The sequence below is a fragment of the Enterococcus sp. C65 genome (genome assembly GCF_040887165.1).
GTDB classification, from domain to species: domain Bacteria; phylum Bacillota; class Bacilli; order Lactobacillales; family Enterococcaceae; genus Enterococcus_B; species Enterococcus_B hirae.
Genome location: NZ_JBFOFG010000006.1, coordinates 253,440 through 266,039, shown reverse-complemented (window position 1 = coordinate 266,039; position 12,600 = coordinate 253,440). Strand labels below are relative to the sequence as shown.

At 36.4% G+C, this 12,600-nt stretch carries 11 protein-coding genes; 10 read left to right on the top strand and 1 reads right to left on the bottom strand.

Annotated elements, in window-relative coordinates; genetic code table 11:
- The first annotated feature begins 169 nt into the window (after positions 1 to 169).
- From AB3I12_RS09085 to AB3I12_RS09075, 3 genes are read left to right on the top strand one after another with little or no spacing between them, the layout of a single operon-like run.
- Positions 170 to 1,360: a hypothetical protein gene (locus AB3I12_RS09085; protein ID WP_231105512.1), complete on the top strand. Its 1,191-nt coding sequence runs from the start codon at positions 170 to 172 to the stop codon at positions 1,358 to 1,360.
- A 16-nt stretch (positions 1,361 to 1,376) separates the two neighbouring features.
- The gene (locus AB3I12_RS09080) at positions 1,377 to 1,694 is read left to right on the top strand and encodes a hypothetical protein (RefSeq protein ID WP_063627436.1); all 318 of its coding nucleotides are present in this window, start codon (positions 1,377 to 1,379) and stop codon (positions 1,692 to 1,694) included.
- A 23-nt stretch (positions 1,695 to 1,717) separates the two neighbouring features.
- Complete coding sequence (locus tag AB3I12_RS09075) at positions 1,718 to 1,966, top strand: hypothetical protein (RefSeq protein WP_063627435.1); 249 nt, start codon at positions 1,718 to 1,720, stop codon at positions 1,964 to 1,966.
- Between the two features lie 181 nt (positions 1,967 to 2,147).
- Here AB3I12_RS09075 and AB3I12_RS09070 read toward each other — a convergent pair whose 3' ends face one another.
- The gene (locus AB3I12_RS09070) at positions 2,148 to 3,542 is read right to left on the bottom strand and encodes a PLP-dependent aminotransferase family protein (RefSeq protein WP_063627434.1); all 1,395 of its coding nucleotides are present in this window, start codon (positions 3,540 to 3,542) and stop codon (positions 2,148 to 2,150) included.
- Positions 3,543 to 3,633: 91 nt separating this feature from the next.
- Between AB3I12_RS09070 and AB3I12_RS09065 the strand changes: the two genes are divergently transcribed.
- The 7 genes from AB3I12_RS09065 (at position 3,634) to AB3I12_RS09035 (ending at position 12,348) form a co-directional block, all read left to right on the top strand.
- Positions 3,634 to 4,599 (top strand): ornithine cyclodeaminase family protein, encoded by a 966-nt coding sequence (locus tag AB3I12_RS09065; protein ID WP_063627433.1) that lies wholly within the window; start codon positions 3,634 to 3,636, stop codon positions 4,597 to 4,599.
- Between the two features lies 1 nt (position 4,600).
- Positions 4,601 to 5,392, top strand: coding sequence for a PhzF family phenazine biosynthesis protein (locus AB3I12_RS09060; RefSeq protein WP_063627432.1), 792 nt, complete (start codon positions 4,601 to 4,603; stop codon positions 5,390 to 5,392).
- A 308-nt stretch (positions 5,393 to 5,700) separates the two neighbouring features.
- Positions 5,701 to 6,807 (top strand): alpha-hydroxy-acid oxidizing protein, encoded by a 1,107-nt coding sequence (locus tag AB3I12_RS09055; RefSeq protein ID WP_010718658.1) that lies wholly within the window; start codon positions 5,701 to 5,703, stop codon positions 6,805 to 6,807.
- Between the two features lie 262 nt (positions 6,808 to 7,069).
- A complete protein-coding gene (locus AB3I12_RS09050) occupies positions 7,070 to 8,140 on the top strand; it encodes an ABC transporter permease (protein ID WP_010738026.1) in 1,071 nt (356 codons plus the stop codon).
- Between the two features lie 12 nt (positions 8,141 to 8,152).
- Positions 8,153 to 8,824 carry an ABC transporter ATP-binding protein gene (locus AB3I12_RS09045; RefSeq protein WP_368015652.1) on the top strand — a complete coding sequence of 224 codons (672 nt, stop codon included), beginning with the start codon at positions 8,153 to 8,155 and terminating at the stop codon, positions 8,822 to 8,824.
- A 21-nt stretch (positions 8,825 to 8,845) separates the two neighbouring features.
- Positions 8,846 to 9,418, top strand: coding sequence for a TetR/AcrR family transcriptional regulator (locus tag AB3I12_RS09040; protein WP_010738025.1), 573 nt, complete (start codon positions 8,846 to 8,848; stop codon positions 9,416 to 9,418).
- Between the two features lie 281 nt (positions 9,419 to 9,699).
- Positions 9,700 to 12,348 carry a hypothetical protein gene (locus AB3I12_RS09035; protein ID WP_063627430.1) on the top strand — a complete coding sequence of 883 codons (2,649 nt, stop codon included), beginning with the start codon at positions 9,700 to 9,702 and terminating at the stop codon, positions 12,346 to 12,348.
- The last annotated feature ends 252 nt before the right edge of the window (positions 12,349 to 12,600 follow it).

Here is a 12,600-nt window from a genome sequence, read left to right as displayed (position 1 = left end):
TCAACGTTGAATTGATCATTAATCAAGATAAAGAGTTAACATTAGGATTGGTAGTCAATGAGCGCAGGAACCAATTAGTGAATGATGGATTAGTTCTCTCAGAAAAACTAGATAGGCTGATTGAGAGAGCGGATCAGTCATGAGGATGACTGATGAAGAGAGAATAAAAATGATAAGCCAAAGCTATATGAATCTCGAAGTGAACAAAAAAATTTCAGTGAATCGTCAAACATATGGTTATGTATCAAAGATAATAGATAACAAAAAAAGTGGAGAAAAAAGTTTTATCATTACCGACGGAAATCCAAAAGTGCAAAAGCCAAAAGAAGTGAAACAGATAACTATCCTTTATCAAGGCTCGATAGGGATCAATAAAATACTGGTAAATCCTGGAGATGTATGGCGAGATTGGGGAGTAAACAATTTTCCTACGGCTGTCCAAGTGATCAATGCAGGAGGAGCAACTGCGATGCCGCAATTAAAGTCTGCTGCCCATACATTACAAGAAACCATGCAAATGTATCCCAATGCCAAAGTTTCAGTATATGGCCATTCTTTAGGTTCAATGAATGGACAATATGCTATTTCAGATTTGCCGACTGCTTTTCATGATCGGCTAGAGGGAGTATATCTCTACCAAGGCCCCAACATTTACAGTATTTTAAATCCCAGACAACAAGCAGCGGCAGATAAATTAACGAATGAAGGAAAGATTTTCAATTTTATTGACACAAGAGATTTAGTACCAATCGGGTATTCACTGACAAAAAAACAAGTGGGCACAGTAATTGAAGTGACATCTAAAAAAGTGAAGTTGGGCAAACAGCATATGTTGGGCGGTTATTTATTTGATCAAGATGGGAATCTAGTGACACAATCTAAAGGGATTATCCAATTAGCAAAACATCAAACAAACCAAGAGTTGGATCGGCTCGCTGAGATTCATCATCAATTTAGTCACAGCGGTAAAGGAATTTCTTCTTCACAAGAGATTTTTTTAGATGCGATGCAAGCGAGAACGATTACCTTGGGATACAAACAAGCGATTCAATCTGAGATAGACACAGTGGTCAAGTGGCTAAACAAGGAGATTGAACAGGCTAATCTTCTTTGGAGCCAAACGAAACGGGATACGAACCGCTGGGGTGAACATTTGAATGATACCGAAAAAATGGCTATTCTGGCAGAAAATCAGGTGACAGAGTACACACTAGTCCGTCAGCCAGTGGCTACCTATGAACAACAACTAACCCTATTGCAAAAGGTCCAATATGAATTAGATACGCTGCTGAAACAGATAGTAACCACCATTGAAGAACAGGTGAGGACAGATAAAACATTGTCCCAATATCTTTCATAAAATGGAGGGGTTATGGATGAAAAAAGGTGAAGGACAGTCTCAACCTATGGAAAAACAGTTATATTCAGAAAAAAAACAATTAGAAAATCAACTCGATCAACTAAAGAACGAGAAAAGTAAATTTGATCATTACTTAAATCACTTAGCAAACCAGTTCCATGATTTTTCATTTTTTGATGTTTCCCCCCACATAAAACAGTTCTATCGTTTGTTAAATGATAGCAAAGAAGAAGCGGAAGGGATTTTTCGCAGAGAGAAAAGACTGATCGAATGTCGCATCGAATATCCCTTAATAGATAAGTATTCTGCATTAGAGAAAGGATCTAACAACTAATAAAAACGAAACGGGAGAAAAACATGTTTGAAGAATTACAAAAAACATTGGAAAAACAACTCATTCGGCTTATTGTTGCAACACCAAGTCATGCCACATCGCAAAATAGAAAAAACTTGACCAAACAAACACTTCAACAGAAGAAACAAACGTTGAAACAGCTGACTACAAGTTATGCAAGTCATTTAAGTCACGTTTCTAAAGGAACATGGGTCAAGACAGCTATCCAAGTGATCGAAAGAACGGCGAATCAATTCGAATGGCTTACTTAAGGAAGTAAAAAAGTTGAGCATGAAGTTGTGCTAAACTTTTTTACTACGAGTAAATGATCGATTCAATGATGAACCGCAATAGCAAGAGAAGACGTTCTAAATCAAGGGAGTGATGGATCTTCTTTTGTTTGCCAGTGATTGAATGATTTTTTGAGTATACCTAAGAATAGAAACTAAAAAATCATAAATAAGCATCGATTTCTTCTTTAATGATCCGTAATCCTTTCTTTAAAATCTCCAAATGATTGGATGATAAGGCGATTCGGATAAAAGGATCAGCTTGTTGTTGACTAGTGAAGCGATTCGAGTGATAGATTCTTATCCCTTTGTTCAAAAAATGTTGTTCTACATCTAAGGGAGAAATATCGGCTCGGATCGGAATATTTCGATAATAAGGATAAGGATTCGAAGGACGAGGTAAATCAAAATACGCATCAAAGCAGTCATTTGCTTCGGCTGTTCGTTTTAATTTTGTTGTTAAGATTTTCTGGATTGTTTCTGGTGAGTGCAAGATTTGAGTGATGATTTCTGCATCTAGACCAGATGTTTTGACGTTTATATTAAAGATTGCTCGTTCAATTCGTTCTCTTAAACGTTCTGGGAATACAAGATAGGCTACACGAAGACCTGAACAAATGAATTTGGTCATTCCTGACAAGTAAATGGTTTGGTCAGGTAGCAGCTGTTGAAACGGTGGCAAAACTTGTTGTTGAAAATGGGTCGTTAAAAAAGAATGAATATCGTCTTCAATAACTAATAACTTTTCTTTGGAAATAATAGCTTTCAATTCATTACGCCGTTGGAGAGACATTTGAAAACCAATGGGGTTACTACAAGAAGGCATCAGATAAATCCCTTTTATTTTCTTTTTATGACACTCTTGTAGCAATAATTCAGGTTTCATTCCTTCTTGGTCGAAATCGATCGGAACTACTTCTAAGTGATACAAATGCGCTAACTCAATAAAATTGGAATAGGTATATCGATCAATAGCGATTCGATCTCCAGGAGAAAAAAAGGCGGCAAGTGTCACAGCAAGACCATTTTGAACCCCAGAAACGATTGCGGTATGATGAATCGTTGTTTGAACCCCTTGAGTCTGTAACCACTCGACTGCCGTCTTTAATTGAAAATTGGTTCCCATAGGGTCACGATAATTCAATAAACCCACGATATTGGGGTTGAGACTGACTGAATGGATAAAAGGCAGGACAAGATGGTTGCAGTCTTCAAAAGAACTAACTAATCCAAAATCAATCACATGCTCAGCTACTTGATTAGTTGAAATCGTGATTGAAGTAAAAGCATTAGGGGAAACGAACGTACCACTTCCAATATTGGTGTACAAGAGACCTTTCTCAATACCATATTTATAGGCCTGACCGACAGTTGTAAAATTGATATCTAAATAGTCGGCTAATTCTCTCTGAGAAGGAAGTTGGGTATTTTTTTGTAACTTACTTGTAAGAATATCTTCTTCTAGCTGTTGGATCAGAGATTTATAGATGGGGCGTGTTAATTTTGTTTTATCAGGTCGCCAAGTGATCGGATAATCTTCATAAGAATTTATGGGCATTTTATTCACCTCTAAAATTGTATTCCATACAATTATACTATTGAATGTATATAATTCAATGATAATATATGGACGTGAGGGGGAGATTTTTATGAGAAAAATCGATTTTGAAGAAGCAGTATCACGATTAGATTTTCAAGAGGCAATTGAAGTAATGCGTCAGTGTTTTAGCGATTATGGCGAAGGAAAAATTAGTCAAAATACACGTATGGTAGAGATTTTGCCAGATGGTAAAAACAAAAATGTTTTTGCGATGATGCCTGCTTATCTTGGTAAAGATCGTTATTTTGGTGCAAAAATCATTACTGCATTTCCTGATAATCATTTACAAGGACTATCTTCACATTTGGGGGAAATTCTATTATTTGATTCTAAAAACGGTGTACCTGTAGCGCTAATCAACGCGAATGCAGTCACTTGGATTCGTACCGCTGCAGTTTCCGCTTTAGCCACTGATATATTGGCGAAAAAAGAAGCGGCATCATTAGCTTTAATCGGGGCTGGACAACAAGCAAGCTCGCATTTGAATGCGATCTGTGCTATACGTTCAATCAATAAAGTATCTGTCTATGACTTGAGTAAAGAAAGAAGTCAACAATTTATTGAGGAAATGCAAACAGCATACCCGGAAATTGAATTTTCAAGTGGAGAAACACTCGCAGAAACAGTGGAACAAGCTGAGATCATTTGTACGCTAACACCTAGTAAAGAGGCGTTTTTGAAAAAAGAATGGCTTACTCCTAATACGCATATCAATGCTATTGGTACGTTTACACCAGATACACGTGAAATCACTAGTGAGTTGATGAAACGCAGTGCCATCTATGTCGATGATTATGAAGCTGCAATGAAAGAAAGTGGGGATCTACTGATTCCGATTGCTGAAGGAGAATTATCAGAATCAGCGATCTCAGGCTCGTTAAGTGAATTGGTTTCAGGAAAAAGATTGTTAAAAGACCAACAAGAAACAATCACGATTTTTGATGCCGTTGGCTTAGCGATTGAAGATCTATGTTGTGCAGAATATATTTATCAAAAAGTTAAGGAGACTGAATAAAATGAAGTTAAGTTATTATGTTGTTGATGCATTCACACAAGAAGTGTTTAAAGGAAATCCAGCATCAGTCTACGTTTTAGAGAAGTGGTTACCAGATACGGTGATGCAAAAAATTGCGATTGAGAATAACTTATCTGAAACAGCATTTACTGTCAAAAAGGAGGAACACTATGAGTTACGTTGGTTTACTCCGGATCGTGAAATCGACTTATGTGGACATGCTACTTTAGCAACAGCGTTTGTTTTGTTCAATTATTATGGGGTAGAGGAAGAAACAATCAAATTTACTAGTCAGAGTGGCGAACTTCTTGTGACAAAACAACAAGAAACTTACTATATGGATTTTCCAAGTATCATGCCTAAAAAAGTAGCAATTTTACCTGAATACGAAAAAGCGATCGGTGCAAAAATCAAAGCTGCTTATTTAGCGCGAGATTTATTTTTTGAACTAACAGATGAAGAAACCGTAAAACAGTTGCAACCAAACTTTTCAGCTATTAAAAATTTTGATTTGGGCGTTGGCGTGATCGTGACCGCACGTGGTCAGAAGGAAGATTTTGTTTCTCGTACATTTTTCCCGAAATTAACGATCAATGAAGATCCCGTTTGCGGTTCTGCTCATGCCAATCTTATTCCTTATTGGGCAAATAAATTAAGTAAGAAAAAAATGATTGCCCATCAGCTTTCACCAAGAGGTGGCTACCTTGATTGTGAGTTACGAGGGGAGCGGATCGTGATTGGTGGAGAAGTAGTGCTATTCGCTCAAGGAGAAGCTTATATTACAGAAAAATAAGCATCACAAATGAAGCAAGAGTTCCCTCTGACAATCTACACCTTTTTCTTCCAGGGCGTTTTCCAGAGGATAGAAGTAAGCCTGTTTTTAGAGATGCTAGAAGAGGCTGAGGCAGGTTTTGGCTTAGTCTCTTCTTTTCAACCATAATATTGAACCTTTCATAGAAAATCTCTCTATTATTTTACTACTACTTTACTGCTAGAGTTCAAACAGATTATTTGCCTGTATCATTTTTGAGAGGTACGATAATGATGCAAACGCTATCATAAAATTTATGGTTCTTAATTCGAGAGAAAGAAGGCTTTATTATGGAAAAAGTTTATCAAGCTGGTACACATGAAGGGATGATTGATTTCATCAATATGGAAGATCTGGAATTAGCAGCTACTCAAGTAATCCCTAGTGGTGGATATGGCTATATCAGTAGTGGTGCAGGGGATTTGTTTACTTATCGAGAAAATCAAAAAGCCTTTAATCATCAATTGGTTATCCCTCATGTTTTGAAAGATGTGGAATTACCTGATACAACGACCTATTTTTCTGATGAAACATTAGCCGCACCAATCATTATGGCACCAGTAGCAGCGCATGGATTAGCCCATGTACAAGCTGAAAAAGCTTCGGCTAAAGGAGTATCAGAATTTGGAACGATCTATACAGCTAGTTCTTACGCTTCTTGTACCTTGGAAGAAATTAGAGCAGCTGGTGGTCCTGAAGCTCCTCAATGGTTTCAGTTTTATATGAGTAAGGACGATGGGATCAACTTGGATATCTTGGAAATGGCAAAAAGAAACGGAGCAAAGGCGGTTGTTTTAACAGCTGATGCAACAGTTGGCGGAAATCGTGAAACAGATCGGCGAAATGGTTTTACTTTTCCGTTGCCCATGCCAATCGTTCAAGCTTACCAATCGGGAGTCGGTCAAACGATGGATGCAGTCTATAAATCGTCTAAACAAAAATTAAGTCCAAAAGATATCGAATTTATTACGACCCATTCAGAGTTGCCAGTTTATGTCAAAGGGGTACAATCAGAAGATGATGTGTATCGTTCTCTTGATGCTGGTGCACAAGGGATTTGGGTCTCCAATCATGGTGGTAGACAGTTAGATGGTGGTCCAGCTTCTTTTGATTCATTACGCTATGTAGCTGAAGCTGTGGATAAACGTGTACCGATCGTATTTGATAGCGGTGTTAGACGAGGGCAACATGTCTTTAAAGCGATTGCTTCAGGAGCTGATTTAGTTGCCATTGGTAGACCAGCCATTTATGGACTTTCTTTAGGTGGAAGTACAGGAATCAAACAAGTATTTGATTTTTTCAAAACAGAACTTGAAATGGTCATGCAATTAGCTGGAACTCAAACTGTTGAAGACATCAAAAACGCAAAATTGAGAGAAAATCGTTTCATGTGTTAAGACAAAAAATCGGTTTATCAATAGGGATTAAGTAGCAAAACAGCAGGAACAGATAGTGACTTTGGATAGCATTTTTGAATGACTGTGCTTGTTTTAGGAAAGAATATTTCAACAAGATATTAACCAGTTTTATAGCGATAATCAAACGGTGAGGCAAACTTATTTAGCCTTACCGTTTTTTTGTGAGCAGATTATTCCTCTAAAAATTTATCAAGTGATAAACTTGTATTATTGTTTGATAAACTTTTAAAGGAGGAGTTAGATGTTTTTAGCATTAAATGAAATCATACATTCAAAATTACGCTATGCGTTGGTTGCTGGGGTGATGTTTTTAATTGCATATTTGGTCTTTTTTTTAACCGGTTTAGCGTATGGACTGGCACAAGATAACCGAACGGCTGTCGATAAGTGGGAGGCAGACTATATTGTACTGTCAAAAGATGCCAATACGAACCTAGGGATGTCAATGATCACGAAAAAGACAGCGCAAGAAGTAAAAGGGGATAAGGTGGCTTACTTAGCACAAACACCAGGGGTCGTAACCAGTAAAGACAACGATGAGGCAGGAAAAATCAATGTGAGTTTTTTTGGTATTGATCCAGATCAATTTATCATGCCTAATATTGTTGAAGGTAAGGCCTTTGTTGGGAACGATGAAGCAGTGGGTGATATTAGCTTAAAAGAAGAGTATGGTCTAGGAATTGGCGATACAGTTAAACTTTCTGGTAGTGACAAAACCTTTCGATTAACTGGATTTACCGAAAATGCGAAGTTCAATGTATCGCCGGTTTTATATACAACACTTGATGCTTACCAAGAAATTCGTTTTGAAAAAACAGATACAAGTGAGAATGCTCGAATCAACGCGGTGGTTGTTAGAGGGCAGATAGATGATTTACCAAATGATCTTGAAAAAATCAGCATTTCTAAATTTATCAATGAATTACCTGGCTATAGTGCGCAAGTACTCACTTTTGGTTTTATGATCGGCTTTTTGATCGTGATTGCAGCGATTGTAATCGGAATTTTCATTTATGTGTTGACCATGCAAAAAATCAATATTTTTGGTGTTTTGAAGGCGCAAGGAATGACAGGAGGGTTTATCGCTCGCTCAGTAGTGGCCCAAACCTTCTTACTCTCATTCTTTGGGATCGGTCTTGGCTTGTTGGGAACAGTGGGGACCTCGTTCCTTTTACCAGATACCGTACCTTTTCAAAGTAATTGGTTATTTTTCGGAGTTATCAGTGTTTTGATGTTAGTGGTCGCCATTTTAGGTGCGCTGTTTTCGGTACGAGCAATTGTAAAAATCGATCCATTGAAGGCAATTGGTTAGGAGATGAAAAAAATGAAAGCAATCGAATTTAAAGATGTCGAAAAGAATTTCAAAGATGGTGATCAAATCGTCCACACACTGAAAAAAACCAATGTTAGTGTAGATAAAGGCGAATTTGTTGCGATCATCGGTCCTTCTGGTTCAGGAAAAAGTACTTTCTTGACCATTGCAGGTGGCTTACAAACGCCTAGTAAAGGGTCTGTTTTGATCAATGGGCAAGAATTTAGTGCTCAACCTGAGAATCAGCGGGTAAAATTACGTTTTAAGGAAATCGGATTTATTTTACAAGCGTCTAATTTGGTTCCATTTTTATCGGTCAAAAAGCAATTGATATTAGTGGATAAAGTCAAACATGAGAATCGTCAGAAAGAAGCGAATGAACTATTTGAACAGTTAGGTGTTGCCGAATTGGTCAACAAATATCCAGAAGAATTATCAGGAGGAGAACGGCAAAGAGTCGCCATTGCTAGAGCGCTTTACAACGATCCGTCCATTATTTTAGCAGATGAACCAACAGCCAGTTTAGATTCAGAAAAAGCAAGAGAAGTCGTAGATATTTTAGCGAAAGAATCGAAAGAAAAAAATAAAGCCATCATTATGGTCACCCATGATACACGCCTGATTGACAAATGTGATAAAGTGTTTATGATGGAAGACGGTGTTTTTCAAGAAAAAACAGAATAAGCATAAAAAGAAGGTGTGTATGTGGTTCATCGCTATAACAAAGACACGCAAAAAAAGATTTTACATGAAGCCAATCATTTGTTTATGTCAAAAGGCTATCTCGGCACGTCTACTCGTGAAATTGCTAAGAACGCCGGGATTACCCAACCCAATCTTTATCATTACTTTAGTGACAAAGAAAAACTTTACCAGGCAGTTCTGGAACAACATTTGAAAACAGTAGGGGACGATTTGAGGAAGATCGCCGCGACGGGTGCCGATGATTTTCAACAAACGTTGACTAAGATGGCTGAATATCTTATCGAAACCCATCTCATTGATTTGTTTATGATGCTGCATGATTTGAAGCTCAATCTTTCAGCTGAAACAAGAAATCATTTGTTTTGTTTATGGAAAAAGAATTATCGGGAACCTTTTGAAAAGATTTTTGCCAATCATCAACAACTATTACGAAAAAACGTCACACAGGAACTGGCAGCGAAACATTTTTTCCTTTTGCTAGCCCCTTATATTACTGAATCTGGTCATTCAGAGGAACAGCCTTTTGATGTGGCGACTTTGATCGATCTTTACTTAAATGGGGTTATTGTTTAGCTTGAGACGAATAACGGTTGTGTAAGCTCCGTTCGATTGGATGGATCTGATGCTTTGGAGACACTATTTGTTGTCTCCAAAACATCAGATCTATTTCAAAGAACGAACACTTGCACGCCGTTTTTTTGTGTTAATGTTGCCGATGGGATTCATTCGTTAGTTGAAGCGGCTTTTCTATTAGGGGATTTCAATAAATTTTTTTTTTTGAAAAAAAAGGAACGTTTCTCCCTATTTTCCACTTTATACTTAAGCTCAATGAATAAACGAGAAGGGAAAGAGAAATGAAAAGAACTTTGTTCTATTTAGATAGGGATAGTTATGTTTGCTATTTATTAGAGAAAATCAAAGAGATAGATGAAAAACGAAGTATCGAACACCTTTTATTAGTGGAAGGGGCAAATCGAAAGTCTATAGAGACAGTCAGTCAAATCAAGAAGATGGATTTCTTACCAATAGTTAAGGATAAAACCCAGCAAGAGATAGTTAACGAAGCCACTCAATACTGTCAATCGCTGCTAAATGTTTTTAATAGTGCGATAGGAAAAAAAGCTATTACAAATTATCTTGTGCTACATGACCTGAGTCCAGAATTGACTAAAGAAATTGTTGAAGGACTACTTTTTAAGGGAACTGTGAACAAACATGGATTTTTTAAAAAGATAGAAAAGAAAAAACAATTACATAAAAAGTTCAATGAAACATTGGTCAAATATGGCACAAATGAAGGGATAAAAGCAATTGAAAATCAACTCATTTTAAATGAACTTCCTCGATCTGAATACAACAAAATAAGTGCAACAATTGGAGAATTTTTGTTTCCTACATGGGAGAATTCCAGATCCTCTAAACAAATTACTTTGACGGCCAAAAGATGTAATGTTTTTTTAGAGGATTTCGGTGAGACAGAAGGATTATTAGCTGTTCAATATTATTTATTGTTGCAAAATACAACAGCAGACAGAGCGAAGGATATACTTAATGAAGTTCAATTACCCAAGACAATCAATCAAAAAGAGTATAAAGACCTTCTCGTTACAACGCTCTATTATAATAATATGGGGGCAACAGAAGTAGAAAATCGGCTAGTTCTACAAGGAGTAGATCGTAAATTTTTCAATCGGATAGGAGAAATTTTAAACATCAATTTATTGCCTTCCTTGAAAGATGAACCTTTATCAAAGGAGGAGAAAATAACTAAAGCAGTCAAATATTGCCAAAGTTTTTTAAATTACTGGTATCCAAACAAAGTAAATGGAGTTAAATCAGTCAATAATTACCTTATGTTGGAAGATTTCCCTCCTGCAATCAATATCGAAGTCATAGAGCGAATAAAAGATTCTATGAATGATGAGGAACGAAAAAATTTCCATTTTTGTTTAACTAGATATATAAAATATAGCCAATTTGTTCGAGAATTAGGATCAGAAATGGGCAGAAAAAAATTCGAGAATTATTTTATTTTAACTTATCCTAGTTTACAACAGCTTCATCAAATGAATGAATACATCGATCAATCAATATTCCCAATGATAGATATGACTAAAAGAGGGGCAATTAGCACATTAGTTGATCGGTGCAATTCTTTTTTAGAAGACTTAGGGCCAAAAAAAGGCTTTGTAGCGATCCAAAAATACTTATTGTTACAAAATACAGCGCCCAAGTATGTTGATAAAATTTTTAGAGATCTAAGGTTTCCTAAAACTATCAATAAATTTTATTTACAGAAACAATTCGAGGAAGTGTACAAGTGCCAATCGATGTTGATAGGATCTGAGGGAACTGTTGGAAAGAAAAAATGTGAGGAATATCTTGTTTTACGAGGAATGAATCGAACGCAGATCGATCAATTGAGTAAGATACTAAATGTCACCTTGCTTCCTTCTTTGAAGATGAAGTCGTCTCAAAAACTCATTGACGAAGTAGTCCAACGTTGTGAACGTTTTGAGCCATTGGCAACACGGAATTATCTCGTGCTTCAAGAGCTGCCTCCAGATATTCTTGAGGAAATTTTTACAAAAATCCCTTCAAAAGTAAATGTTGTTCTTGATAATAGTTATTTGACTATCAAAGAAGAAGTAAGACTTGTTAAGGAGTGCCAAGCATCTTTTAATAAATTAGGGCTCATTGAGTGGAAAAAATCAAGTGAAAATGCCCTTGCCTTAAGGGGAGCGAATCAAGAATTAGTCACGTTGATCAATAACCATGTAAATGAAGAGTTATTCCCCAAAGCTGGACGTTTATCTGGACAGTTGAATCGTTGTCACTCTTTTTTAAAGGATTTAGGTAATGAAAAAGGAATGAAGGCTATTGTTCATTTTCTATTATTTACAGAGAGACCACTAAAGGAAACACTCCATGTGATTGATGGGTTTGATTTTCCTTTGCCCGTTTCTTCAGAGGAATTAAAGGTGAGCGCCATTGAGAAGTATTGTGATCATATCATCGTACAAAAAAAGGATGATTGGCTCTGGCAAAGGAAAGAAATAGAAAATACATTGATTTCCATAGGTGCAAGTAGAAGAATCAGTAATCGATTAAGTGATCGTTATGAGATTCCATTATTTCAACCGATTTTTGATGGTAAACTCTCAGCAGATGAGATCAACAAAGGGAAAAGGGACATAAGGAAACGTTGTGATGAGTTAATCAAAGAGAACCGATCCAAGGGGGGACATATACATGCGCTGGTCAATTACTTTTTCTTACAAAAAATGCCAGTCAAAATTGCAAAAGAAACCATCAAAAAGCTAACATTAGAGACCATCACTAAAGACGAGGTAAAAAGAGTCGTGTTAGCTAATTATTATACTTATCTTGGAGAAAAAAAACCACTAGCTGAACATTTAAAATCGGCTAAACGATACTTACGTACATTAAATTGTTTTAGAGAGCAGGAATCGCAGATTAAATATGATCGTCAATTTCGTTGAAAAAGTTTTCAGTTAAATGTTAATGATGAAACGAAAAGAATCAGGAAGATCCAACTCTAAGAGGATACATTCAAAAATGAACAAATCATACATAAAAAGATTCGCAGCATTTTGTCCAATTTATTTTGGTGGAATGCTTTTTTTGTTCTTTTATAAATATAAAAATAAAAAATAAAAGTTATTTTAAATAAAGCAGTAAAAAAAGATGGAAAAGAGATAAGAGAATAGGGATATTTATTAGTTATTTCAGAT

Excerpts from the sequence above, each read along its gene's own strand:
- AB3I12_RS09060 (WP_063627432.1), top strand. The coding sequence starts at position 4,601 with ATGAAGTTAAGTTATTATGTTGTTGATGCATTCACACAAGAAGTGTTT.
- AB3I12_RS09080 (WP_063627436.1), top strand. The coding sequence starts at position 1,377 with ATGAAAAAAGGTGAAGGACAGTCTCAACCTATGGAAAAACAGTTATAT.
- AB3I12_RS09065 (WP_063627433.1), top strand. The coding sequence starts at position 3,634 with ATGAGAAAAATCGATTTTGAAGAAGCAGTATCACGATTAGATTTTCAA.
- AB3I12_RS09050 (WP_010738026.1), top strand. The coding sequence starts at position 7,070 with ATGTTTTTAGCATTAAATGAAATCATACATTCAAAATTACGCTATGCG.
- AB3I12_RS09055 (WP_010718658.1), top strand. The coding sequence starts at position 5,701 with ATGGAAAAAGTTTATCAAGCTGGTACACATGAAGGGATGATTGATTTC.
- AB3I12_RS09045 (WP_368015652.1), top strand. The coding sequence starts at position 8,153 with ATGAAAGCAATCGAATTTAAAGATGTCGAAAAGAATTTCAAAGATGGT.
- AB3I12_RS09085 (WP_231105512.1), top strand. The coding sequence starts at position 170 with ATGATAAGCCAAAGCTATATGAATCTCGAAGTGAACAAAAAAATTTCA.
- AB3I12_RS09075 (WP_063627435.1), top strand. The coding sequence starts at position 1,718 with ATGTTTGAAGAATTACAAAAAACATTGGAAAAACAACTCATTCGGCTT.
- AB3I12_RS09070 (WP_063627434.1), bottom strand. The coding sequence starts at position 3,542 with ATGCCCATAAATTCTTATGAAGATTATCCGATCACTTGGCGACCTGAT.
- AB3I12_RS09035 (WP_063627430.1), top strand. The coding sequence starts at position 9,700 with ATGAAAAGAACTTTGTTCTATTTAGATAGGGATAGTTATGTTTGCTAT.